The 22,727-nt window shown below is 71.0% G+C and carries 22 protein-coding genes; 14 read left to right on the top strand and 8 right to left on the bottom strand.

The window, feature by feature from the left end; all coding sequences use genetic code 11:
* Nucleotides 1-53 precede the first annotated feature (53 nt).
* Nucleotides 54-1,010 carry a hypothetical protein gene (locus tag ACS3YM_RS08135; RefSeq protein WP_439939555.1) on the bottom strand — a complete coding sequence of 319 codons (957 nt, stop codon included), beginning with the start codon at nucleotides 1,008-1,010 and terminating at the stop codon, nucleotides 54-56.
* Nucleotides 1,011-1,189: 179 nt separating this feature from the next.
* On the bottom strand, nucleotides 1,190-2,656 hold the full coding sequence (locus tag ACS3YM_RS08140; protein ID WP_439939556.1) for a KamA family radical SAM protein: 1,467 nt from the start codon (nucleotides 2,654-2,656) through the stop codon (nucleotides 1,190-1,192).
* A gap of 175 nt (nucleotides 2,657-2,831) precedes the next feature.
* Between ACS3YM_RS08140 and ACS3YM_RS08145 the strand changes: the two genes are divergently transcribed.
* From ACS3YM_RS08145 to ACS3YM_RS08175, 7 genes are all read left to right on the top strand, one after another.
* Nucleotides 2,832-3,932: an L-erythro-3,5-diaminohexanoate dehydrogenase gene (locus ACS3YM_RS08145; RefSeq protein WP_439939557.1), complete on the top strand. Its 1,101-nt coding sequence runs from the start codon at nucleotides 2,832-2,834 to the stop codon at nucleotides 3,930-3,932.
* Nucleotides 3,932-5,530 (top strand): lysine 5,6-aminomutase subunit alpha, encoded by a 1,599-nt coding sequence (locus ACS3YM_RS08150; protein ID WP_439939558.1) that lies wholly within the window; start codon nucleotides 3,932-3,934, stop codon nucleotides 5,528-5,530. The genes ACS3YM_RS08145 and ACS3YM_RS08150 overlap by 1 nt, the downstream gene beginning before the upstream one ends.
* Nucleotides 5,527-6,282, top strand: a complete 756-nt coding sequence (locus ACS3YM_RS08155) for an OAM dimerization domain-containing protein (protein ID WP_439939559.1) — start codon at nucleotides 5,527-5,529, stop codon at nucleotides 6,280-6,282. Before ACS3YM_RS08150 ends, ACS3YM_RS08155 begins: the two co-directional genes overlap by 4 nt.
* Nucleotides 6,279-6,692, top strand: a complete 414-nt coding sequence (locus ACS3YM_RS08160; protein ID WP_439939560.1) for a hotdog domain-containing protein — start codon at nucleotides 6,279-6,281, stop codon at nucleotides 6,690-6,692. Before ACS3YM_RS08155 ends, ACS3YM_RS08160 begins: the two co-directional genes overlap by 4 nt.
* A 420-nt stretch (nucleotides 6,693-7,112) precedes the next feature.
* Nucleotides 7,113-8,648, top strand: a complete 1,536-nt coding sequence (gene lnt, locus ACS3YM_RS08165) for an apolipoprotein N-acyltransferase (protein WP_439939561.1) — start codon at nucleotides 7,113-7,115, stop codon at nucleotides 8,646-8,648.
* A gap of 26 nt (nucleotides 8,649-8,674) precedes the next feature.
* A complete protein-coding gene (locus ACS3YM_RS08170) occupies nucleotides 8,675-9,397 on the top strand; it encodes a polyprenol monophosphomannose synthase (RefSeq protein ID WP_439939856.1) in 723 nt (240 codons plus the stop codon).
* Nucleotides 9,394-9,873 (top strand): FxsA family protein, encoded by a 480-nt coding sequence (locus ACS3YM_RS08175; RefSeq protein ID WP_439939563.1) that lies wholly within the window; start codon nucleotides 9,394-9,396, stop codon nucleotides 9,871-9,873. The genes ACS3YM_RS08170 and ACS3YM_RS08175 overlap by 4 nt, the downstream gene beginning before the upstream one ends.
* An 11-nt stretch (nucleotides 9,874-9,884) precedes the next feature.
* Here the strand turns inward: ACS3YM_RS08175 and ACS3YM_RS08180 are convergent, their stop codons facing one another.
* The 3 genes from ACS3YM_RS08180 to ACS3YM_RS08190 form a co-directional block, all read right to left on the bottom strand.
* Nucleotides 9,885-10,265: an RNA polymerase-binding protein RbpA gene (locus tag ACS3YM_RS08180; RefSeq protein WP_439939564.1), complete on the bottom strand. Its 381-nt coding sequence runs from the start codon at nucleotides 10,263-10,265 to the stop codon at nucleotides 9,885-9,887.
* 240 nt (nucleotides 10,266-10,505) lie between these two features.
* A complete protein-coding gene (locus ACS3YM_RS08185; RefSeq protein WP_439939565.1) occupies nucleotides 10,506-11,861 on the bottom strand; it encodes an MFS transporter in 1,356 nt (451 codons plus the stop codon).
* Entirely contained in the window at nucleotides 11,858-12,667 is an 810-nt protein-coding gene (locus ACS3YM_RS08190) for a glycerophosphodiester phosphodiesterase (protein ID WP_439939566.1), read from the bottom strand. The genes ACS3YM_RS08185 and ACS3YM_RS08190 overlap by 4 nt, the downstream gene beginning before the upstream one ends.
* A 35-nt stretch (nucleotides 12,668-12,702) precedes the next feature.
* Between ACS3YM_RS08190 and ACS3YM_RS08195 the strand changes: the two genes are divergently transcribed.
* Nucleotides 12,703-12,963: a zf-TFIIB domain-containing protein gene (locus ACS3YM_RS08195; protein WP_439939567.1), complete on the top strand. Its 261-nt coding sequence runs from the start codon at nucleotides 12,703-12,705 to the stop codon at nucleotides 12,961-12,963.
* Between the two features lie 35 nt (nucleotides 12,964-12,998).
* On the opposite strand, the gene ACS3YM_RS08200 is transcribed toward ACS3YM_RS08195, so the two are convergent.
* On the bottom strand, nucleotides 12,999-14,522 hold the full coding sequence (locus ACS3YM_RS08200; RefSeq protein WP_439939569.1) for a helix-turn-helix domain-containing protein: 1,524 nt from the start codon (nucleotides 14,520-14,522) through the stop codon (nucleotides 12,999-13,001).
* An 86-nt stretch (nucleotides 14,523-14,608) separates the two neighbouring features.
* Between ACS3YM_RS08200 and ACS3YM_RS08205 the strand changes: the two genes are divergently transcribed.
* The 3 genes from ACS3YM_RS08205 to ACS3YM_RS08215 all read left to right on the top strand — a co-directional run bounded on the left by ACS3YM_RS08205 (nucleotide 14,609) and on the right by ACS3YM_RS08215 (nucleotide 18,820).
* The gene (locus ACS3YM_RS08205) at nucleotides 14,609-15,625 is read left to right on the top strand and encodes a zinc-dependent alcohol dehydrogenase family protein (protein WP_439939570.1); all 1,017 of its coding nucleotides are present in this window, start codon (nucleotides 14,609-14,611) and stop codon (nucleotides 15,623-15,625) included.
* On the top strand, nucleotides 15,622-17,403 hold the full coding sequence (locus ACS3YM_RS08210; protein WP_439939571.1) for an alkaline phosphatase D family protein: 1,782 nt from the start codon (nucleotides 15,622-15,624) through the stop codon (nucleotides 17,401-17,403). Before ACS3YM_RS08205 ends, ACS3YM_RS08210 begins: the two co-directional genes overlap by 4 nt.
* 313 nt (nucleotides 17,404-17,716) lie before the next feature.
* Nucleotides 17,717-18,820 carry a DNA glycosylase AlkZ-like family protein gene (locus ACS3YM_RS08215; protein ID WP_439939572.1) on the top strand — a complete coding sequence of 368 codons (1,104 nt, stop codon included), beginning with the start codon at nucleotides 17,717-17,719 and terminating at the stop codon, nucleotides 18,818-18,820.
* Nucleotides 18,821-18,827: 7 nt separating this feature from the next.
* On the opposite strand, the gene ACS3YM_RS08220 is transcribed toward ACS3YM_RS08215, so the two are convergent.
* Nucleotides 18,828-19,454: a CG0192-related protein gene (locus tag ACS3YM_RS08220; RefSeq protein ID WP_439939573.1), complete on the bottom strand. Its 627-nt coding sequence runs from the start codon at nucleotides 19,452-19,454 to the stop codon at nucleotides 18,828-18,830.
* 50 nt (nucleotides 19,455-19,504) lie between these two features.
* Here ACS3YM_RS08220 and ACS3YM_RS08225 point away from each other — a divergent pair, with 50 nt between their 5' ends.
* From ACS3YM_RS08225 to ACS3YM_RS08235, 3 genes are all read left to right on the top strand, one after another.
* Nucleotides 19,505-20,338: an ERCC4 domain-containing protein gene (locus ACS3YM_RS08225; protein ID WP_439939574.1), complete on the top strand. Its 834-nt coding sequence runs from the start codon at nucleotides 19,505-19,507 to the stop codon at nucleotides 20,336-20,338.
* Nucleotides 20,339-20,365: 27 nt separating this feature from the next.
* Nucleotides 20,366-20,569, top strand: a complete 204-nt coding sequence (locus ACS3YM_RS08230; protein ID WP_439939575.1) for a hypothetical protein — start codon at nucleotides 20,366-20,368, stop codon at nucleotides 20,567-20,569.
* A 91-nt stretch (nucleotides 20,570-20,660) separates the two neighbouring features.
* Nucleotides 20,661-21,002, top strand: coding sequence for a hypothetical protein (locus tag ACS3YM_RS08235; RefSeq protein WP_439939576.1), 342 nt, complete (start codon nucleotides 20,661-20,663; stop codon nucleotides 21,000-21,002).
* A gap of 12 nt (nucleotides 21,003-21,014) precedes the next feature.
* Here the strand turns inward: ACS3YM_RS08235 and ACS3YM_RS08240 are convergent, their stop codons facing one another.
* Nucleotides 21,015-22,508, bottom strand: coding sequence for a hypothetical protein (locus ACS3YM_RS08240; RefSeq protein ID WP_439939577.1), 1,494 nt, complete (start codon nucleotides 22,506-22,508; stop codon nucleotides 21,015-21,017).
* Nucleotides 22,509-22,727 lie beyond the last annotated feature (219 nt).

A 22,727-nucleotide genomic window follows, 5' to 3' on the forward strand; every position in this document is an offset into this window, starting at 1 on the left:
CCCAACTTCACGCGGCGTGCACGCCACCAGAAGTTCGCGACACGCTCGGGGAGTCAGGCGCCGACAGGGCCCACACGACTCTCCAGGACCTTCCGGATCCGTGCGGCAGTGGCGACGGGTTTCTCCAGGTCGGCCCACCCGATGCGGAGACACACCCACCCCGTCAGCTGACAGATGCGTACCTCGCGCTCCTTCTCACGCATGAGGTAGGCGTCGAGGGTCTCACCGTCGCGACGGAACAGCTCGTACTTGATCTTGCCGTCGAACTCGAGGAAGACCCCGTACGCCGGCCACGCGAAGTCCACGCGTGCGAAGGTGTCGCCGCGCTCGTCCCGGATCTCGACCTGGGGCTCCGGTCGCGGCAGCCCCTGCTGGCGGCACAGGTAGTAGGTACGCGTCTCCGCGGGTGACTCCAGCCTGTCGTCAGCCAGCGCCACGACGAGGTGAGCCGCCAAGGTGTGCGGCCAGTGCTTCATCGCCTTGACCGAGGCGAGCAGCTCCAACCTGGTGAGGTCCGCAGCGTGCAGCATCCCGTTGATCACGACCAGTGCCGCCTCCGGAGTGGTGGTGGCGATGATCTCCACCGCGCAACGCGGTGCGGGGCTGACGCGGACGCCGTTGACGACCTCGACCTCATCCTCGTCGAGGACGCCGACATGGTGCACGACGCCAGCCTCCCGGCGGGCGCCCTTCCCGTCCGTACGAGTGGTGTGCACCTCGTCCAGCGGGATGTTCCACACCGGGGCGCCTCGCTCGACAGCCGACGAGACATGCGTCAGTGCCGTCAGCGGATGGGCGGTTCGGAGCACAGCGCGGCACAGAACGCGGTGGCGGTCGGCGTCGGACAGCCGGTCCCACAGCACCCGGTCGACGTACGCCCCGTGGCGCACGCGGTGCAGCACACCGGCGGCCACGAGGCGGTTCAGCTGGTAATCGGTGTAACCGTCCTCGATGAACTCACGTCGCAGGCGTACGACGTTCTCGAGGTCCGGTTGCTGGGGCTTCTGCATGGCCAAGAGGCTGCCCGCGTCTCGGACCCCCGGAAACCGCACGTGCGCTTCCTGTGGACAAGTGGGCGCGACGGCCCAGCACCACCTCGTGAGTGAGTCGCGGACCTCTCGGGGTTTGCACGCCCGTCGAAGTTGGGGTTTCCCCGCCTATGCGGGGAAACCCCAAGGTCACACGAACCTCACCAGGCCTGGAGGGCGGCGGTGCGGCGCGAGGCCTCGGCCATCTCGGCGGCCTTGAGCGAGGCCTCGTCGAGACGACCGTGCTCCTCCCACCACTGCTGGCCGGACTCGGGCAGCGTGTGGATCGGGTCGTAGTACTCGTAGTGGCGCGACAGCGCCTCGGCGTCGTCGGCCTCGATCGAGGTGCGGTAGTTCTTGGTCCAGTAGGAGATGCCGTGCTCGACGTCGTAGTCGGCGTTCTGGTGCACCCAGCGCTTCCCGACGAACGGCACGTCGCACACGATGCGCGGCGTCGCGAAGCCCGGTAGGTAGCCCATGATGTGGTGCTGCAGGCGCTGGGCGTCGGCCAGCGAGACCCGCCAGTGCTCCGAGAACGGGATCATGTCGCACATGTAGAAGTAGTAGGGCATGATCTGCGCCCCGTCGAGCAGGCGGAAGCACAGGTCGAGCAGCGCGTGCGGGTCGGCGTTGACGCCGTTGAGCAGCACGCCCTGGTTGCGTACGTCACGCAGGCCGGCGTCGAGCATCGCCCGGGTCGCCTCGGCGACGATCGGCGTCACGGAGTTCGCGTGGTTGGCGTGGGTGTGCATCGCCAGCGAGACGCCGCGCGAGCGGGCGAGCTGGGCGACCCGGCCGACGCCCTCGACCACGTCGGGCTGCAGCCAGTGCTGGGGCAGGCCGATGAGCGCCTTGGTCGCGAGCCGGATGTCGCGGATGTTCTCGACCGCGAGCACCTCGGTGAGGAACGCCTCGAGGCGGGGCCACGGCATGTTGGCCACGTCGCCGCCGGAGACGACCACGTCGCGCACGGACGGCGTACGACGCAGGTAGTCGAGCATGTCGCCGAGCCGGTCGTTGGGCTTGCCGGCGAACTTCAGCTTGTCGATGACGACGGTCGAGTTGCCGACGAGGTCCATGCGGGTGCAGTGCCCGCAGTACTGCGGGCAGGTGGGCAGCAGCTCGGCGAGCACCTTGGTCGGGTAGCGGTGCGTGAGGCCCTCGGTGGCCCACATGTCGTGCTCGTGCAGGGAGTCGCGGGCAGCGTGCGGGTGCGAGGGCCAGTCGGTGCGACGGTCGCTGAACACCGGGATCATGTAGTGGCGGACCGGGTCGGCGTAGAACGCCTCGGTGAGGGAGCCCGGGCCCGCCGGCGACAGGGTCGGCACCATCGTGTTCATCATCTGCGGCGGCACGAGCATCGACATCGTGGCCCGCTCGGCCTGGTCGCGCTCGAGGTCGGCGTAGAACCGCTCGTCGAGCAGGTCGCCCATGAGCTCGCGCAGCTGCTTCACGTTCTTGATGCAGTGGGCACGCTGCCACTGGACCGAGGCCCAGTCCTCGGCGGTGACGCCGGCCCACCCCGGGAACCGCGTCCAGTCGGGCTCGACGAGCTCGACGCGCCGGTAGGGGTAGGGCTGGCCGGTGGCGAGGGCCTGGCCCAGCGGGCTGGCGGTCTCGATGCTCATGAGGTCTCCTTGCGATGGCCCCGGGTCGTCGCTGACCGGCGGGGGCAGGGCTGACGGCGCGCCGGTTGTGTGGGCGGCGCCACATCTGGAACGATACGTGGAGAACCTGCGGCGAGTCCAATGCCACGCCGCAAGATTTGCGGCATTGCCGCGTTCAAGTAGAAGGATGACCTGCATGACACCCCCCTCGGACATCCGCACGGAGCACTCCGTGGACCTGGGCACCGGCGATCCCACCGGCCTGCACCGGGTCCTCGACGATCGCGTCGTGCTGCCCCAGGCCGCCGAACGGCTCGACGCCCGCGCCGAGCTGTGGCCCGACGAGGTGCGCGTGCGCGTGGAGCGTCTCAACCTCGACGCCGCGTCGTTCCGCCAGCTCGAGCGCAAGCACACGACGTACGGCGAGACCGACGGCGCCGCGGTCCGTGCGGAGGTCCTCGACATCGTCGCCACCCGCGGCAAGATGCAGAACCCCGTCACCGGCTCCGGCGGCATGCTCGTCGGCACCGTCGAGGAGGTCGGGCCCGAGTCGCCGCTTGGCCTCGCGGTCGGCGACCGCGTCGCGACCCTGGTCAGCCTGACCCTCACCCCGCTCGTGATCGAGGACGGCCTCGCCGGCTGGGACGGTCGCAGCGAGCAGGTCCCGTGCGACGGCTACGCCGTGCTCTTCGGCCGCTCCATCGCTGCGGTCATCCCCGACGACCTCGACCCGGCCCTGTCGCTGAGCGTGATGGACGTCTGCGGTGCCCCCGCCCTCACCGCTCGGGTGGTGGAGGAGTACGTCGCCCGCGGCGGCGACCAGGCCGGGCCGACCGTCGCCGTCATCGGCGGAGCCGGCAAGTCCGGCTCGCTCAGCCTCGCGGCCGCCCGGGCCGCCGGCGCGACGCGCACCATCGGTGTCGTGCCGCACCAGGACGAGCACGACCTGCTCGCGGGTGCCGGCCTCGCCGACGTCGTCACGATCGCCGACGCCCGTGACCCCATCGCCCTGCGCGACGCCGTCACCGCCGCGGGCGGACCGGCCGACGTCACCGTCGTGTGCGTCGACGTCCCCGGCTGCGAGGGGGGTGCGATCCTCGCCACCGCCGACGGCGGCACCGTCATCTTCTTCTCCATGGCCACCAGCTTCAGCGCCGCCGCGCTGGGCGCCGAGGGCCTCGCCGCCGACGTCCGGATGCTCGTCGGCAACGGCTACGTCCCCGGCCACGCGGCCTACGCCATGGAGCTGCTGCGTGCGGACGCCGGCGTCCGCGGACTCTTCGAGCGGAGGCTCTGATGGCCACGACCCGCAAGCCCGCCAGTCGACTGGGCCTCGACCGTGCCGACGTACGCCGTGCGCGCACGCTCGCCCGCCAGGTCGGCAAGCCGATCGTCGACCTCGCCCAGCGCCACACCACCGTCTCGGTCGAGCGCGCGACGCTGCGCCTGGCCGGGCTCGGCGGTGCCGACCCCGACGGCACGCCGTGGGTCAACCGGCTCGCCGACGTCGTACGCGCCGACACCGGCCTCGAGCACGGCGTCAGCCTGCCGGTGTGGGACGCCCTGCGTCGCGGCGAGGCCGAGGACCTGCTCACGCTCGCCCAGAAGGCGGCCGCGGGCTCGGTGACCTTCCGCCTGCCCGAGGGCAAGGATGCCACCCGCGCCCGGGCGGCGTCGCGCAAGGCCGTCGCGGCCGGCATCACGCAGATCGACCGCCAGCGTGTGGCCCGCGAGAAGATGATCGCCAAGGTCGGCGACGCGCCCAGCAAGCCGTGGATCTACCTCATCGTCGCGACGGGAGACATCCACGAGGACATCCCGCAGGCGCAGGCCGCGGCCCGCGAGGGCGCCGACGTGATCGCGGTGATCCGCTCCACCGGCCAGTCCCTGCTGGACTTCGTCCCCGAGGGCGCCACCCGCGAGGGCTTCGCCGGCACGTATGCCACCCAGGAGAACTTCCGCCTGATGCGGGCGGCCCTCGACGAGACGTCGAAGGAGCTCGGGCGCTACGTCCGCCTCACCAACTACGCCTCCGGCCTCTGCATGCCCGAGATCGCGACCCTGGCCGGCCTCGAGCGCCTCGACATGATGCTCAACGACTCGATGTACGGCATCCTCTTCCGCGACATCAACCCGATCCGCACCTTCGTCGACCAGCGCTTCAGCCGCCAGATCCACGCCCGGGCGGGGATCATCATCAACACCGGCGAGGACAACTACCTCACCACGGCCGACGCCGTCGAGGCGGCGCACACGGTCACCACCAGCCAGCTGCTCAACGAGTACTTCGCCAAGGAGGCCGGGCTCGAGGACTGGCAGCTGGGCCTGGGCCACGCCTTCGAGATCGACCCCGAGGTGCCCGACTCGTTCCGCCTCGAGCTGGCGCACGCCATGCTGGCGCGCGAGCTGTTCCCCGACGCCCCGCTGAAGTGGATGCCACCGACGCGGCACATGACGGGCGACATCTTCAAGGGCTACCTCCTCGACGGCTTCTTCAACCTCGTGGGGGCGCTCACCGGCCAGGGCATCCTGCTCGTCGGCATGATGACCGAGGCCGTCGTGACGCCGTGGATCTCGGACCGCGACCTGGCCCTGCAGAACGTCCGCTACGTGATGAACGCCGCGGGCAAGCTGCACGAGGACTTCAACCCGGCGCCCGACGGGTTCATCGCCCAGCGGGCGCGTGAGGTCCTCGGCGAGGCGGTCGACCTGCTCGAGGAGATCAAGGCGGACAGGAGCACCCCGGGCGAGCCTCCACTGCTCTCCGCGATCGCCGACGGCACCTTCGGCCTGATGAAGCGTCCCGCCGACAAGGGCAAGGGACTCGACGGCGTGGCCAGGAAGGCCCCCGACTACTACAACCCGGCCACCGAGATCCTCGAGGGGGAGAAGTGAGTCTGATCCGTCCCTACGGCGACACCACCGGCGACGGCATGGTGCAGCTGTCGTTCACCCTGCCCATCGAGCACTCCAAGGTCGCCGAGGGCGCCGCGGTGCAGCTCGCCAACAAGATGGGCATGGACCCCGCCCTCGTCGTGCACGCGAAGCCGATGGGGGAGGGCTTCACCTTCTTCGTCGTCTACGGCCGGGTCAACCACCTGGTCGACCCGAGCACCGTCGAGGTCGTCGAGCGCGACTACCCGCTGCTGACCCCCAAGGAGGCCAACGCCGCGATCAAGCGGGCGATGCGGCGCCGTCTCGTCGTCGTTGGTGGCTGCATCGGCACCGACGCACACACGGTCGGCATCGACGCGATCCTCAACATCAAGGGCTTCGCGGGGGAGAAGGGCCTGGAGTACTACCGCGAGCTCAAGGTCGTGAACCTCGGCGCCCAGGTGTCCGTGCCGCAGCTCGTCGAGGCCGCGCGCGCGGAGAAGGCCGACGCCGTCCTCGTCTCCCAGGTCGTCACCCAGCGCGACGCCCACCTGCTCAACACCCGCGAGATGTCCGCGGCCTTCCGCGAGGCCTACCCGGCCGCGAAGCGTCCGCTCCTGGTCGTGGGCGGACCCCGCTTCGACGAGACGATGGCCCACGAGCTCGGCGTCGACCGCGTCTTCAGCAGGGGTACGACGCCGGGCGAGGTGGCCTCGTTCATCGTCCACCGACTCACGCGACCCACCGGATCGAGCACGGAGAAGGCCTCATGAGCACCAACCAGACGACGGAGGGCCGCGTCGGGACCACCGTCACGCACCGCCGTTACGTCCCCTACTCGCACGCCCACTACGCGGGCAACCTGGTCGACGGCGCCTACAGCCTCGGGCTGTTCGGCGACGTGGCCACCGAGATGTGCATCGTCCTCGACGGTGACGAGGGCCTGTTCGCCTCCTACTCCGACGTCCAGTTCAAGGCTCCCGTGCGTGCCGGCGACGTCCTCGTGATCACCGCGACGCTGGTCCGCGAGGGCACCCGCAGCCGGGTGATGGACTTCGCGGTCCACGTGGTCGGGCGGGGCGCGCCGACCGAGGCCGCACCGGGGGCCGCGGAGGTGCTCGAGCCGCCCGTCGTGGCGACGACGGCGACCGGCACCGTCGTCGTACCTCCTGCGTCGCGCTGACGCGCGATTGTGCCTCGGCGTGTCCCGCCGCGACACGCCGAAATAGGTGAAATTTCTGCAGCGGATTTCCGCGCCCGACAGGGCCGTGACCTGCGGTTTCGCGCGTTCTGGCAGGTCAGCGCCAGGTTGACACTCCGTGCGCCGGGAGGGAGGGTTCCCGGGTCCGCCTGTGCAGCTCGCGGGTGGCGCCCTTGACATGAGGAGGTCCGGCGTGGGGTACGCGGTGCCAGCGATGCCCCTCGTCCGACGTCTCGTCGAGCGCGCCCCGCGGGGGCCGGATGCGGGAGGGGCCCCGAGGCCTTAGACAACTTCGCGCGATCGTCAGCCAGTCGGTCGCGCGTTGGTCCGAAGCCCCGGCGTTCCTCCCGCACCCTGCAGGCGCCCCGATCGGGCGACCCGCCGTCGGATACGGTCTGGGACGTGCCGCTGCGCTGCCTCCTCGCCCTCGTCGGCGGCCTCGTCCTGGCGGCCGCGTTCGAGCCGGTGGGTCTCGCGTGGCTGATGCCGCCCGCGATCGCGGCGCTCGTGTTCTCCGTGCGGGGACTGGCGCCGCGACGGGCGTGGATCCCCAGCCTGCTGTTCGGCGTCGCCTTCGTCTTCACCGTCATGGTGTGGATGCGCGCCGTCGGCACCGACGCCTGGATCGCCATGTGCGCCCTGGAGGCTGCGTTCTTCGTGCCGCTGGGCCTGGGGCTGTCCTGGAGCCTGCGCACCCCCGCGTGGCCCCTCTGGACCGCCCTGTGGTGGGTGGGGATCGAGACCTGGCGCAGCGGGTTCCCCTTCAGTGGCATGCCGTTCGGGCGGCTCGTCTACGCCACCGTCGACACCCCGTGGGCCGACGCTCTGCCCTGGATCGGGATGACCGGGGTCAGCCTCCTGGTCGCCCTCACCGGTACGACGCTCGCCTGGCTGCTGCTGCACCTGCGCGACATCGGCCGCAGGGCGTACGCCGTGCCGGCGGCGCTCGCGGTCGTCACCGTCGCGCCCGTGCTGGTGCCCTTCCACGTCGACGAGAGCGGCACCACCACGGTCGCCGCCGTCCAGGGTGACGTGCCCGGCACGGGCCTCGACGTCGTCGCGGTGCACCGGGACGTGACGGCCAACCACGTGCGGCTGACCCAGGAGCTCGCGGAGGCGGTCGCCGCCGGTGACCGACCCCGGCCCGACTTCGTGGTGTGGCCCGAGAACTCCACGGCCGTCGACCCGTTCACCGACACCGAGGTGCATGCCGACATCGTCGCGGCGTCCGACGCGATCGGCGTCCCGGTGCTCGTGGGCGCCATGGCCAACGACCCGCTCGACGACACCCAGGTGCTCAACCAGGGCGTCGTCTACCAGCCCGGGCTCGGCAGCGGCGACCGCTACACCAAGCGCCACCCGGTGCCCTACGGCGAGTACATCCCGTTCCGCGGGAGCCTGATCCCGTCGACCTACGGCAAGCTGCGGATGGTGCCACGCGACATGGCCCGCGGCACCAGCCTCGAGCCCCTGCGCGTCGCCGACGTGCTCGTGGCCGACGCGATCTGCTTCGACGTGGCCTACGACGAGGGCATCGGCGGGCAGGTCGCCAGGGGAGCGCAGCTGGTCACCGTGCAGACCAGCAACGCGATGTTCAGCCGGACCGGGCAGCTCGCCCAGCAGTTCGAGATCAGCCGGCTGCGGGCGCAGGAGACCGGACGGTGGGTGGTCGTGGCCGCGATCAACGGCATCTCCGGCGTCGTACGACCCGACGGCGAGGTCGTCGCCTCCGTCCCCGCGCGCGGCCAGGAGGTGATGGTGGAGACGATCGGGCTCAGCGACACGCTCACCCCGGCCGTCCGACTGGGTGTCTGGCCAGCGCGACTCGCCCTCGTGTTCCTGGTGTGCCACACGATCACGGTGCTCGTCGCCTATCGTCGTCGCCGACGCCGCGACCGCGCCGTCGAAGCGACAGTGGAACAGGGTGGTCCCGCGTGAGTGTCGAAGGCCTCGGCCGTTGTGTGATGGTCATCCCGACCTACGACGAGTCCGAGAACATCGAGTGGATCGTCAAGCGGCTCCGCGCGGCGCAGCCGGGCGTCGACGTCATGATCGTCGACGACAACAGCCCCGACGGCACCGGCGAGATCGCCGACCGGTTGGCGTCCGAGGACGACGCCATCTCGGTGGTGCACCGCACGGACAAGGCAGGGCTCGGCGCGGCCTACCTCCACGGCTTCGACGTGGCGCTGCGGGCCGGCTACGACGTGATCGGTGAGATGGACGCCGACGGCTCCCACCAGCCCGAGCAGCTCGAGCGCCTCATCGAGGCGCTGCGGACCGCCGACCTCGTGATCGGCTCCCGCTACGTGCCCGGCGGCTCGGTGGTCAACTGGCCGCTGCGGCGCCTGCTGCTCTCACGCGGAGGCAACTTCTACGTGCGCCTGCTGCTGGGCATCAAGGTGAAGGACGCCACGGCCGGTTACCGGCTGTTCCGGCGTACGACGTTGGAGGCGATCGACCTTGGATCGGTGAGGTCTACTGGATACGTGTTCCAGACCGACCTCGCCTACCGCACCGTGACGCGCGGGCTGCGGCTCGCCGAGGTGCCCATCGAGTTCATCGAGCGTGAGCGCGGCGACTCCAAGATGAGCGGTCAGGTGGCCGGTGAGTCGCTGAAGCTGATCACACGCTGGGGACTGTCCGAGCGCCGCGACCAGGTGCGCCGTGCGAGGAGCCGGGCGTGACACCACGCAGGCGCCGCGCATGGGTGCGCCCGGCGCTGGCCGCGGCCTTCGTCCTGGTGCCGCTGGTCGAGATCTGGGCGATCCTCCAGGTCGGACAGCTCGTCGGCCCCTGGTGGACGATCGTGCTGCTCGTGCTCGACAGCCTGGTCGGCGCGTGGCTGATCAAGCGGGAGGGCGGGCGCGCGTGGCAGGCCCTGCGCCAGGCCCTCCAGAACGGCCGCATGCCCGCGCGGGAGCTCGCGGACGGGGCGCTGATCCTCATCGGCGGGACGCTCATGCTCAGCCCGGGCTTCGTGCTCGACGTGGCCGGCATCCTGCTGATCCTGCCGTTCACCCGACCGGTCGCACGACGGCTCCTGACCTCGGTCGTGGAGCGGCGCCTCCTGGTGGTGCCCGGAGCCGGTTGGGGCCAGGACGCAGATCGCCCCGGACCCGGGCCCGAGGGCCCGGTGGTCCGGGGCGACGTCGTCGACTGAGTCGACGTAGGTCAGCTGACCCGCTTCTTCCTGTTCGCGCGGTGCAGGTGCGCCGGGCCGATCTCGCCGCCGCGCAACAGCTCGAGACGCTCCTTGAGGATGTCCTCGAGCTCCTTCTCCGAGCGACGCTCCAGGAGCATGTCCCAGTGCGTGCGAGCCGGCTTCTCGACCTTCTCCTCGGGCAGGATGCCCGCCGTGCTGAGTGCCTCGGCGCCGCAGCGGGGGCACTCCCACACCGCCGGGATGTCGGCCTCGACCGACATGGTCACCTCGAACTCGTGACCCTGCTTGCACCGATAGCCGACCTGCTGCCGAGCGGCGAACTCGATGCCGCGCTCGTCCTCGAAACTCTGGCCGCCGAGCCTCGCGCCACGCAGTGTGCGCTCCGCCACCGTGCCCACCTCCGTTGGGGGTTTGCTGACCCCGTTGTGTTGTGTACCGGGTAAAGGTGAGACGAGCAGGACACCGGTCCATGACGCCGCTCGTGACGGCGCGGCTCGCCTCCTGTGATCCTTCAACGGTAGCGGGGCAGCCCACATTCCGTGGATTCGTGGTGGTGGTGGCCACGCTCACGCGCGGCGAACTTCACCCCCAGGGGTGGAGTGCGCCGCGCGTGCCGGCAGGGGTGGGACTCAGATGACGGCTGGTACGTCGTTCCCGGCGTCGCGGATTCCGCGTGCGGTGTCGACGCGCATCAGCAGCGCACCGCCGACCACGAAGAAGGCGATCAACGCGAAGATCGCTGGTCGGTAGGAGTCGGTCAGCTGCAGGACGATCGCCATCGTGGCGGTGCCGAACCACGACGTGCCCCGGTCCATCGCGTGGTAGAAGGAGAAGTACTCCGCCTCCTTGCCCTTGGGGATCAGGAGGGAGAAGTAGGAGCGGGCGAGCGCCTGGGTCCCGCCGAGCACCACCCCGATGGCGAAGCCGAGGACGAGGAACAGAGGCACGTTCTCCTCCGGCAGGAACAAGGCGGCCGTGACGATGACCATCCAGACGACCAGACCGTTGAGGATCATCCGCTTCGCGCCGAAGCGCCCGGCGAGGCGGCCAAACACCAGCGCACCACCGAAGGCGACGAACTGCACCATCAGGATGGTGGCGATGAGGATCGTCTGCGAGTGTCCGAGCTCCTCGGACCCGTACACGGCAGAGGACGCGATCACCGTCTGGATGCCGTCGTTGAAGAACAGGTACGCGAGCAGGAACGTGACGGCCATGGGGTAGTTGCGCAGCTCACGCAGCGTGTCTCCCAGCTGGGCGAAGCTCTGTTTGACCACGCTGCCTTCCTGGGGCACGACGTCCAGCGGAGTGTGGTTGCTCAGGCGAAGGAACGGGATCAGGGTGAAGCCTGCCCACCAGATGGCCGCCGAGAGCATCGAGATGCGCGCGGCCGTCGCCTCGTCGAGACCGAACGGCAGCAGGGTGAAGAGCGCCAGGTTGGCCGCGAGCAGCAACCCGCCCCCCAAATACCCCCACGCCCAGCCGCGCGAGGAGACGCGGTCGCGGTCGGCCTCGTCGGAGATGATGGGGAGGATGGAGTCGTTGATCACGCCCGATGCGGCCAGGCACAGATTGCCGCCGACGATCGCGACGGCGGCCAACTGCCAGTTGTCGCCGGTCGAGAAGAAGATCAGGCTGGCGAACGCCGCACCGGTCCACGCGAACGCCGCCAGCATCCCCTTCTTGTTCGCGGTCCGGTCGGCGATGGCACCCAGGGGAGGAAGTAGCACCGCGCCGACGATCGTGGAGATCGTGATGAGCCAGAAGAAGACCGACCCGGGGGCCATGTCCATGCCCAGGAACCCGACTCGGTCGTCCGCACCGGCAGCGTTCTCAGCCAGCCCGATGAAGTACGGCCCGAACATGACTGTGCCGATGGTGGTGACATAGGCACTGTTCGCCCAGTCGTACCAGTACCAGGCCTTCTGCTCCCGCGCCTGGGCCAACGGCCGCAGGTTGGCGATCTCGCCGGTCACGTCGCTCATGCCTCACCCTTCACGTCGGCCCCGGTCGGGCCGTTCCACTGTCCGCGGGCGCGGAGCACGTCCCTGAGTATGTCCGTGCGATCGGTCATGATGCCGTCGACACCACGATCGAGGAGGGTGTTCATCTCGATCGGGTCGTCGATCGTCCAGACGTGCACCTGGACGCCGGCGGCACGAGCACGTCGTACGAGACCGCGCGAGGCCACCACGAACCGCCCGCGCCGGTGGGGGACCTGCAGCGCGACCGGACGCCCGCGCGTCAGCAGCCGCGCGAGCCGGGCGCTGGGGGAGAGCAGGAAGGCGATCACCTCGACGGGGTGCGCCGAGGTCGCGACCCGTCCCTGCGTGCGCCGGCGGAACGCCTGCATCCGCCGGCCGCTGAACGACCCCACGAGCACCCGGTCCCACGCCCCGCGCTCCTCGATGAACGCGGCCAGCGCCTCCACGGCCCCCTCGGACTTGAGGTCGATGTTGAAGCGGGCCTGCGGGAAGGCGTCGAAGAGCTGCGCCAGGGTCGGCACCCGCTCCGAGCCGCCGATGAGCGCCTGCTGCACCTCGGCGTAGGTCGAGTCCGCGACCGTGCCGGTGCGGTCGGTCACCCGGTCGAGGACAGTGTCGTGGAAGGCCAGCAGCACGCCGTCACTGGTGACGTGCACGTCGGTCTCGAGGTAGGTGTAGCCGAGCTCGACGGCGTGCCGGAAGGCAGCCATCGTGTTCTCCAGGCCCTCGATCTCGGGGTGGTAGGCGCCGCCGCGGTGGGCGAATGCGAGCGGTCGGGGCGAGTCCAGGTAGGTCGGCGCGGTCACGGCAGAAGTATGGGGGCGAGGAGTACCGTCAGGGGATGGAGAGCATGAGCTGCCCGCGGTGCGGGGTCGAGATGGACGAGCGCACCCTCGGCGAGGCCACCGTGAGCGCGTGCCCCGACGGGCACGGCGTGTTCCTCGCGAGGGCCGACCTCGGCATCCTGATCGAGGCGGAGAACGACTGGCACCGCAACGCCGGCCAGCACACCGCCCCGATGCCGCGCATCACCGCCGACATGACCGCCCCGCCCTCGATGGGCAAGCAGTCGCGCGCCTGGGTCGAGACCCTGTTTGGTTGAGCGCCGACCTCGTGCCTCGGTCGACGCTGCGCGTCTCAGATGTCGCGGAAGGTCTCGATGTTGGCGCCGAGCTCGTTGAGACGCTCGGCGAGGTCCTCGTAGCCACGGTGGATGACGTAGGTCGAGCGCAGCACGCTGCGGCCCTTCGAGGCGAGCATCGCGATCAGCAGGACGACGGCGGGCCGCAGCGCCGGCGGGCACACGATCTCCGCGCCGGAGAAGTGCGTCGGGCCCTCCACGAGCACCCGGTGCGGGTCGAGCAGCTTGACCTGCGCGCCGAGCTTGTTGAGCTCGGTGAGGTAGATGGCCCGGTTCTCGTAGACCCAGTCGTGCAGCAGGGTCTGGCCCTCGGCGACGGCCGCGATGACGGCGAAGAACGGCAGGTTGTCGATGTTGAGGCCGGGGAACGGCATCGGGTGGATCTTGTCCAGCGGCGCGCGCAGCTCGGACGGGTGCGTGGTGAGGTCGACCAGGCGCGTCTCGCCGTTGAGGGCGACGTACTCGGGGGAGCGGTCGTAGCGGAAGCCCATCTCCTCCAGCGTCGCGAGCTCGATCTCGAGGAACTCGATGGGCACCCGGCGGATGGTGATCGACGACTTCGTGACGATCGCGGCCGCGAGCAGCGACATCGCCTCGATCGGGTCCTCGGCGGGGGAGTAGTCGACGTCCACGTCGATCGTCTGCTTGCCGGTGACGCGCAGCGTGGTGGTGCCGATGCCCTCGACGCCCACACCGAGGCGCTGGAGGTAGAAGCAGAGGTCCTGGACCATGTAGTTGGAGGAGGCGTTGCGGATCACCGTGGTGCCCGGGTGGAGCGCCGCCGCCATCAGCGCGTTCTCGGTGACGGTGTCGCCGCGCTCGGTGAGCACGATCGGCCGCGTGGGCTCGATCGTGCGGTTGACGCTGGCGTGGTAGCTCCCGTCGGTCGCCTTGACCTCGAGGCCGAAGGGACGCAGGGCCGACATGTGCGGCTCGACCGTGCGCTCGCCGAGGTTGCAGCCGCCGGCGTAGGGCAGGTTGAACTCGTCGTAGCGGTGCAGCAGCGGGCCGAGGAACATGATCACCGAGCGGGTACGCCGCGCGGCAGTCTCGTCGATCGCGGCGAGGTTGAGGTCGGCAGGCGGGATGATCTCGAGGTCGTTGTCGTCGTTGAGCCAGCGGGTGGCCACGCCGAGGGAGTTGAGCACCTCGAGCAGGCGGTTGACCTCCTCGATGCGCGCGACCTTGCGCAGCGTCGTACGTCCCTTGTTGAGCAGGGAGGCGCACAGGAGCGCGACACCGGCGTTCTTCGAGGTCTTCACGTCGATCGAGCCGGACAGCGTCGTCGGACCGTCGACGCGCAGGTGTGTCGGGCCGGCGCCCAGGGCGACGATCTCGGAGTCGAGGGCCGCGCCGATGCGGGCGAGCATCTCCAGGGAGAGGTTCTGGTGGCCCTTCTCGATACGGTTGATCGCGCTCTGGCTGGTGCCGAGCAGCTCGGCCAGCTGGTGCTGGGTCAGACCCCGGTGCTTGCGGGCGTCGCGGATGAGGTTGCCGATGCGGCCCTTGTAGTCAGCCATGCGTCCACGGTATCTCAAATATGAGATAACGCCATTCGGGCTCGCGGCGCGGCGGCGCCGACACTGTGCGTGGCAGGATCGCGACCATGCGAGCAACCACGATCCACGCCCCGGGCGACATCCGCTTCGAGGAGGTCCCCGACCCGGTCATCGAGGAGCCCACCGACGCGATCGTGAAGGTCGTCGCCGGCTGCATCTGCGGCTCCGACCTCTGGCCCTACCGCGGCGCCAACGACGTGGACGCGGGAGCGACCATCGGCCACGAGTGCGTGGGTGTGGTCGAGGAGGTCGGCCCCGACGTCACGGACGTCAAGCCCGGTGACTTCGTCATCGTGCCCTTCTGCCACTGCGACAACACGTGCGCGCACTGCCGGGCCGGCGTCCAGTCCGCCTGCGACAACCTCGGCTTCACCGCCAGCGGGCAGGGGGAGTACGCCCGGGTGACCCAGGCCGACGGCAGCCTGGTCAAGACCGACGGGATGCCCGACGCGGCGCTGATCCCGTCGCTGCTCACGCTGTCCGACGTGATGGCCACCGGTTGGTACGCCGCCGTGGCGGCCGGCGTGAAGCAGGGTGGGACGGCGGTCGTGATCGGCGACGGGGCCGTGGGGCTGTGCGGCGTCCTCGCTGCCGCGCAGCTCGGGGCGGAGCGAGTCATCGCGATGTCGCGCCACGAGTCGCGCCAGGAGATCGCCCGCGCCTTCGGTGCGACCGACATCGTCGCCGAGCGCGGGAAGGAGGGCGGCGCCCGGATCGCCGACCTCACCGACGGCATCGGCGCGGACGCGGTGCTGGAGTGCGTCGGCACCGACGAGGCCATGAAGACGGCCTTTGCGATCGCCCGTCCGGGCTCGACCGTCGGCTTCGTCGGCGTGCCGCACGGCGTCGAGCTGCCGGTGCGACGGATGTTCCAGAAGAACGTCGGGCTCGCCGGCGGCATGGCGCCCGTGCGTCGCTACCTGCCCGACCTGCTCGACCGGGTGCTGTCCGGTGCGATCGACCCGGGTCGCGTCTTCGACCTCACGCTGCCCATGTCGGAGTCGCCGGAGGGCTACCGGGCCATGGACGAGCGCCGCGCGATCAAGGTGCTCCTCCAGCCGTGAGCGGCTCCGACGACCAGTCCGGCCTCCTGGTGCTGGGGCCGCTGCTGCGCTACGTGGACGAGACCTCCGCGTCCGTCTGGGTCGAGACGCGCGAGCCGGCGACCGTCACGGTGCAACGGGGCACCGACTCGGCCAGCGCTCGTACGTTCGCCGTCCACGGCCACCACTACGCCCTCGTCGAGCTCGACGGCCTCCAGCCCGGGACCACCCAGGCCTACACCGTCGCCGTCGACGGGGCGACCGTGTGGCCCGAGGTGGCCTCGCCCTTCCCGGCTCCCGTGATCGCCACCCTCGAGCGCGGTCGCCCCCTCCGCCTCGCGTTCGGCTCCTGCCGCACCTCGGTGTCGCACGACAAGCGGGGCAACGAGACCCACGGCGTCGACGCCATGCGGGCCTGGGCACTGGAGATGGCGGGGCAGGTGCAGCCGGCCGACCCGGACGACCCGGACCTCGACCCGAGCCGCGTCCCGGACCTCGTGCTGTTCCTCGGCGACCAGGTCTACGCCGACGAGACGACCGACGCGATGCGCGCCTTCATCGAGTCACGCCGCGACATCGACCAGGCCCCGTGGACCGAGCTGAAGGACTACGAGGAGTACGCCCACCTCTACGCTCTCGCGTGGTCCGACCCGGCCAACCGGTGGCTGCTGTCGACCGTGCCGAGCGCGATGATCTTCGACGACCACGACATCCGCGACGACTGGAACACCTCGCAGGACTGGCGCCGGAAGATGGAGGCCACGTCGTGGTGGCACGGACGCATCGTCGCCGGCCTGGCGTCGTACTGGGTCTACCAGCACCTCGGCAACATGTCGCCGAGCCAGCGTGCGCAGGACGAGCTGTACGCCCAGGTGCTGGCGCACGAGGGCGACGACGAGCTCGACTTCGGTGACCTCATCGACGCGTTCGCCGACCGGGTCGACCAGCAGCCGCAGACCTATCGCTGGAGCTACACCCGCGACTTCGACACCCAGGCGCGCCTCGTCGTCGTCGACTCCCGCGCCGCCCGCCAGCTCGACCCCGACGACCGGGCGATGCTGGACCGTGACGAGGCGGCCTGGCTCGACGAGCAGCTTCGCGGCGACGTCGACCACCTCCTCGTCGGCACGTCGCTGCCGTTCCTGCTCGCGCGCGGCCTGCACCACCTCGAGGCCTTCAGCGAGGCGCTCGCGCAGGGGGCGTGGGGCGATCGTGGCGCCCGGATGGGGGAGAAGCTGCGGCAGACCGTGGACCTGGAGCACTGGGGCGCCTTCCAGAACAGCTTCCAGCAGCTGGCCCACCAGACGATCGACGTGGCGGCGGGCAGGCGTGGCCGAGCCCCGTCGACCGTGACCTTCCTGTCCGGCGACGTCCACCACAGCTATGTCAGCGAGGCCTGGCCCGTCGAGCCGGGGCGGCACGTGGAGTCCACGATCCTGCAGGCCGTCTGCTCGCCGATCCGCAACCCGCTGTCGCGCAACATGCGGTTCGCGACGGCCGTGCTGTCCTACGGCATCGCCGGCCCGGTGGGACGACTGGCCTCACGGTCGACGCGGGTTCCCGACCCGCCGCTCGACTGGCACTACGCCGAGGGTCCGTGGTTCGACAACAACCTCGCGTGCCTGCAGCTCGACGGCCCTAGCCTGCGGATGTGGTGGGTCACCGGCGAGGTGCACGACGGCGACCACGAGCGTCCGCGCCTGGCCAAGGTCGCCAGCTATGCGCTCGACGCGGACGGCAACCCGCCGCCGCGTGAGGGCACCGTGAGCAAGCTCCGGCGGCGGCTCAGACCGCGTTGAGCACGCGGTCGCGCCCGTAGGCGCAGCTGCACGTGTCGGAGCACGGCAGGTAGCTGTGCGGCCCGTGGCCGCACGCCGCGCACGGGATGTCGTGCGAAAGATGTACCCGGCTTGTCTCGACTGTGTCCCACATGGTCCTGCTCCCACCTGCAGTGCTGCGACCGGACGTTCCGTCCGTTTCCCCTGAGACGTCGAGGTTCGCACCGGATGACGGGCAGATGGGGGAAATGTGGCCGGACATGCCCGATCTGGGGCACGAATGACCCGTTCGGACCATGCGTGGATGACCCGATCGGCCACCTAGGATCGCCGCATGGGTGCGGACCACGAGCTGACGTCGGCTCAGGCGCGCCGGATCGCCGTACGCGCGCAACTGCTGGTCGCGGACCGACCGACCGACGTCCTCGCCGTGGTGCGCCACCTCGGCTTCCTGCAGGTCGACCTCACCCAGGTCGTCGCCCAGCACGCCGACCTCGCGCTCTGGTCGAGGATGGGCAGCGCCTACGAGGTGGAGGACCTCGAGGAGCTCGTCGGCGACGGTGCCGTGGTCGAGCTGCAGGGGATGCTCAGGCCGAGCGAGGACCTCGCGCTCTTCCGTGCCGACATGAACGCCTGGCCCGGGGAGCCGCCGCTGGCGGAGTGGCAGGAGGACGTCCGCGACTGGGTGGACGCCAACGACGCCAGTCGGCGCGAGATCCTGGCGCTGCTGCGGTCCGAGGGCCCCACCGCGGCACGCGACCTGCCCGACAGCTGCGAGGTCCCGTGGCGCTCGACGGGCTGGACCAACAACAAGAACGTGATGAAGCTGCTCGAGTGCATGGAGGCCCGTGGCGAGGTCGCCGTCGCCACCCGCGAGGGCCGCGAACGCCGGTGGGACCTGGCCGAGCGGATCCACCCCGGTGACCCGGCGGTGCCGGCGGAGCAGGCACACCGCACGCTCGCCGAACGGCGGCTGCAGGCCCTGGGCATCGCGCGACCGCGCGCCCTCGAGGCGTGGCACGAGCCGTACGCCGTGCGCGACGTCGGCGAGCCGGCGCGCGTCGAGGGCGTGCGCGGGTCGTGGCGAGTCGACCCCTCGCTGCTCGACGACGGGTTCGAGGGGCGCACCGCGATCCTGTCGCCGCTCGACCGCCTGGTCTTCGACCGCAAGCGGATGGAGGAGCTCTTCGCGTTCGCCTACCAGCTCGAGATGTACAAGCCGGCGGCCAAGCGGCAGTGGGGCTACTGGGCGATGCCGGTGCTCGACGGCGACGAGCTGGTGGGCAAGGTGGACGCGACCGCCGACCGTGACGCGGGAGTGCTGGTCGTCGACGCGGTGCACGAGGACGGCGACTGGTCGGCCCGTCGGCGTGTCCGGGTCGACGCCGAGATCGACGCGCTGGGGGAGTGGCTGGGGCTCGAGGTCTCCCGACCCTGACGCGTGCTCAGCCCCGGCGCAGGACCGCGAGGACGGTCGTGTCGCCCGTGTCGCCGACCGTCCCGCTCAGGTGCGGGCCCTCGCCCAGCGGCGTACCGACGACGCGGGCCACGTCGAGCTCGAGCGAGCCGCAGCGGACGGTCGTCACGGGACCCTCGTCGGCCACCGCGTCGACCGGTCCGACCTCCGGCGCCGATTCCTCCTCGCCGCTCCCGCGCACCTGCATGCGGGGAGGTACGTCGACGCGCTGGCCGTCCTGCTCGATGAACATCTGTGCCTGCCGACCGCCCGTCGCGATCGCGGTGGCGAGGGCGGTGGCCCACACCGGGTCGCCGCACCCGTCGTACACCCAGCGCTCGCCCAGCACTGAGTGGTCGGTGGTGCCGACGAGGTGGCCCTCGGCTCCGGCCAGCGGCTCGGCGCGGTAGGTCAGCGGTGTCTGGAGCACCGTGCCGTCCTCGGTCAGCCACAGGATCGTCTCGATCCCGACCTCGCCCGCCGGGTCGTCGAAGCGGTACTCCGCGACCTTCCCGGTCACGTGGCGACCTTGCGCCCACGACCTCGTGGGAAGCCAGGACTCGACGAGCTCCTGCTTGGTGGGCGACATGGTGGCGGTGTGGTGGACGATCCCCATGCAGCGAGCCTAGCCGCGGGCGTCCTGCGGCGGACGGGTAGCGTCGAGGGGTGGAGACGGGACCAGTGCTGGTCGACCATCGCGAACGGGGCAGCGCGATTCCGGAGGCGCTCGTCGCCGCCGGGCTGCACGTGGAGCTGACGGACCTGCCAGTCGGCGACTACGTGCTCGGGCCCGGCCTCGCCGTCGAGCGCAAGGGGCCCTCCGACCTCGGTGCCTCGATCCGCGACGGGAGGATCTTCGACCAGGCGGAGCGGCTCCAGTCGGCCTTCCCGCAGGCCGTGCTCATGATCGAGGGCGAGCCGCGCTACATCGCCGAGGACGCGTGGCGCGGCGCGGTGTGCCGGCTCGTGGAGGACGGGTTCACCGTGCTGCACAGCCTCGACGCCGAGGACAGCGCCGCGTGGCTGGTGCGGCTCGCGAAGCGGGCGCGCCGGGCCGCCCCGACCGTGCGAAGCGAGGGCCCGCGCCGCGCCCCGCGCCATCCGTCGGCACAGGCCGAGGTGATGCTGTCGATCGTGCCCGGCATCAGCCCGACCATGGCGCGCAGCCTCCTCGCCGAGTACGGCAGCCTCGCTGCGCTCGCGGAAGCCGCCCCGCACGGCCTCCGTGGCCACCCGGGCATCGGCAAGGTGCGGGCCAGCCGGTTGGCCGAGGCCCTCCACGGCGACTACGTCGCCCCAGCGGACCGTGAGGCCGAGCCGGAGCGCTCTGTCCGCGGGACGAGACCTCTCCGCCGTTGGGTGCTCAGCACGCCCGATGACGCCGTCGACCCCGAGTCGTTCAGCCGTCGCGCCATCGCCCTGCGCGCCCTCCGCGGCGCACCGGCGGGCAGCCAGCTGGTCGACAGTCTGACCGGTGAGGTCGTCGCGGAGCCCTCCTAGGTTCTCGAAGCCCCTACGCTCGTGTCCATGAGGATCTTCCGTCGACGATCAGGCGGGACCGGCGCTGCGACCGACATCGGGACCGCCGTCGGGACCGGCAAGGAGGCTGCCCTGGCAGAGGCGCGGAAGGCCACTGCGAGCCTGCGCCGGAGGAACGCGGAGGCCGAGCGCTACCGGGCCGGCAAGCAGGCCGATCCTGCCAACGAGATCACCGCTGCCGGGCTGGACTGAGCTTCTGGCCCGAGCCCCGGGTGGACCTGTGGCGGACCCTCATGGACGTTCGCCTCTGTCGGCGGCCGGTGGGACGCGCGAGGGTGGAGTCATGAAGGGAACGTCACCATCGGTCTCGCACCACGGCGCCGCCGCGACAGGTGAGGGCGCACGTCGGCTGGCCGTGCTCGCGCTGGTCGTCCTGGTCCTCGGAGCCGCCCTGTTCGCGGGCGCGTGGGCGATCGGAGGCGACGATGCAGTCTCCGACAACTGGGTCGGCATGACCGTGGCCGTTGCGCTGTTCGCGGGGCTGATCGGGACATTCGCCGCCCTCCTCTTGGCTTTGTACGAAGGCCGGCGCAGCCGAGCGTGGTCGCGACTCTGGCTCCCTCTGACGGCATTCCCTGCCGTTGTGCTCGTCGTCGGGCTGCTCGAGGCGTTCGTCTTCGAGTGACGACCTCGCCCCCTAGGTGAAGTAGAGATCCACGCCGGGTGGTGCGTCGTAGATCTGTTGGGCCTGGTCGGGGTGGATGGGGTGGGTGCCGAGGTGGTCGACGAGGAAGGCGAGGCCGTGGGGGGTGAGCCAGACGTAGCGTCCGTCGCCGCACTGGCGGGATCTGTGACCGGCGTGGGTCTTCCAGCGGTGGTGTCGTCGGCCGAGGGGGCCGGAGTTGTGGGACCCGGTCTGGGGGTGCTGGGGGTCGGGTGGGCCGGTGTCGTCGTAGGGGGTGGGGTGGTCGTAGTCGACGCGGCGGCTGGTGGAGGTGGCGTAGGGCCAGTAGTCGCCGGCGGTGCGGAGGTAGGTCTGTTCCTTGAGGGCTTCGGGGTGCTCGTAGGCGGTCGACCTGACGCGTGAGGAGAGGTCGCGGACCGGGCGGACGGTGAGCCGGGTGCGGCCGAGCAGCGAGCGGAGTGCTGACAGCGCGACGGGGCCGAGGTCCTCGGCGCGGGCGACGGCGTCGGCGCCGGTGAGGGCGGCCTCGTGGAGGTGGACGTAGAGCACGGCCTGGGGTGCCAGCGGCGTGAGGTCGACGGCGCGCAGGGCGTCGAGGAGGTCGGCGGGGAAGGCGGTCGCCCGGCTCGGGGTCTCGGTCTCCTCCTCGTCAACCGCTGCCTCATCGGCAGGCAGGTCGAGGTCGAGGTCGGGATCAGCCGGCTCGGGATCGGCCGGCTCGGGGTGCTCGGTGTGCTCGGTGTGTTCGAGGAGGAGCTGGAGGAGCTCGGCGGGGCGGGCGAGGTAGCCGAACGCGATCGCTCGGAGCGCGTCGGGTCCGGTGTCGGGGTGGGTGGGGGCGAGGATCTCCGCGACCCGGGCGATGGTGGCCTCGACCCAGACCGCGTCGCCGGCCTCGACGCGGGCGATGACGGTGCGCAGGCCGAACTCGTCGGTGCGGCTGGAGGTGACGTAGCGCCGTGCCTTCTCGGCCTCGACGCGCTCGTCGTGCAGGGCGGGGTCGGCCTCAATGATCTTCGCCTCCGCGACGGCCAGCACCCGCCCGCCGGCCTCGTGGGCGATGACCCGGGCGACGGCGGCGTCGACCACCCCGATCCGGTCGGCCGGGAGGTGTCGGGACAGCCTGGCGATGCGGCGGGCGATGTAGACCTCGGCCTGCCCGGAGCAGAGCACGGTCCAGGTGCGGGGGAGTCGGTGCTGCAGGTCGAGCACGTCGGCCAGCGCGTTGCTGGTCGCGGTGACCCCGGTGCCGCGGGCCAGGGCGATCTCGCCGAGGCAGAAGTCCTGCACGCCCGGGGTGCCCTGCCCGCCGGGGTGGACCAGCACGTCACCGATCCGTCGGGCGTGAGCCGCGTCGGGGCCCTCGGTCGGGTCGGTGGAGTGCACGACTGCCCACTGCGCGAGGACCTCGAGGTCGCGGACCTCGGCCAGACGACGCTCCCGCACCGCCTCGCTCGACGCGGCCAGGAGGCCCGTCGGGTCGAGGTCGGAGAGGCTGTCGATCATGCGTTCGACTGTAGGGGAAGGGTCCGACATCGACCCGATGGCCGGATGTCCGCCGTGAGCGCAGGCGGGACAGAGCGGCAACGTGGGTGCCCGGCGCCGCCCGCGGGGCTGGGGAACGACGAGCCGCGGTCTGCGCAACAAGCTGCGCCTGCTTCGAGGGTCGACGCCGGTGCGTGCATGCACCGCACGTGCGATGCCCTCCCGAGGTGGCCAGCGACT

The organism is Nocardioides sp. N13(2025), assembly GCF_051912545.1.
Lineage (GTDB): Bacteria > Actinomycetota > Actinomycetes > Propionibacteriales > Nocardioidaceae > Nocardioides.

Bases quoted from the DNA above. Each gene is read 5' to 3' on its own strand.
- ACS3YM_RS08135 (WP_439939555.1), bottom strand. From the start codon at position 1,010: ATGCAGAAGCCCCAGCAACCGGACCTCGAGAACGTCGTACGCCTGCGA.
- ACS3YM_RS08140 (WP_439939556.1), bottom strand. From the start codon at position 2,656: ATGAGCATCGAGACCGCCAGCCCGCTGGGCCAGGCCCTCGCCACCGGC.
- ACS3YM_RS08145 (WP_439939557.1), top strand. From the start codon at position 2,832: ATGACACCCCCCTCGGACATCCGCACGGAGCACTCCGTGGACCTGGGC.
- ACS3YM_RS08150 (WP_439939558.1), top strand. From the start codon at position 3,932: ATGGCCACGACCCGCAAGCCCGCCAGTCGACTGGGCCTCGACCGTGCC.
- ACS3YM_RS08160 (WP_439939560.1), top strand. From the start codon at position 6,279: ATGAGCACCAACCAGACGACGGAGGGCCGCGTCGGGACCACCGTCACG.
- ACS3YM_RS08170 (WP_439939856.1), top strand. From the start codon at position 8,675: ATGGTCATCCCGACCTACGACGAGTCCGAGAACATCGAGTGGATCGTC.
- ACS3YM_RS08185 (WP_439939565.1), bottom strand. From the start codon at position 11,861: ATGAGCGACGTGACCGGCGAGATCGCCAACCTGCGGCCGTTGGCCCAG.
- ACS3YM_RS08195 (WP_439939567.1), top strand. From the start codon at position 12,703: ATGGAGAGCATGAGCTGCCCGCGGTGCGGGGTCGAGATGGACGAGCGC.
- ACS3YM_RS08200 (WP_439939569.1), bottom strand. From the start codon at position 14,522: ATGGCTGACTACAAGGGCCGCATCGGCAACCTCATCCGCGACGCCCGC.
- ACS3YM_RS08205 (WP_439939570.1), top strand. From the start codon at position 14,609: ATGCGAGCAACCACGATCCACGCCCCGGGCGACATCCGCTTCGAGGAG.
- ACS3YM_RS08215 (WP_439939572.1), top strand. From the start codon at position 17,717: ATGGGTGCGGACCACGAGCTGACGTCGGCTCAGGCGCGCCGGATCGCC.
- ACS3YM_RS08220 (WP_439939573.1), bottom strand. From the start codon at position 19,454: ATGGGGATCGTCCACCACACCGCCACCATGTCGCCCACCAAGCAGGAG.
- ACS3YM_RS08230 (WP_439939575.1), top strand. From the start codon at position 20,366: ATGAGGATCTTCCGTCGACGATCAGGCGGGACCGGCGCTGCGACCGAC.
- ACS3YM_RS08235 (WP_439939576.1), top strand. From the start codon at position 20,661: ATGAAGGGAACGTCACCATCGGTCTCGCACCACGGCGCCGCCGCGACA.
- ACS3YM_RS08240 (WP_439939577.1), bottom strand. From the start codon at position 22,508: ATGATCGACAGCCTCTCCGACCTCGACCCGACGGGCCTCCTGGCCGCG.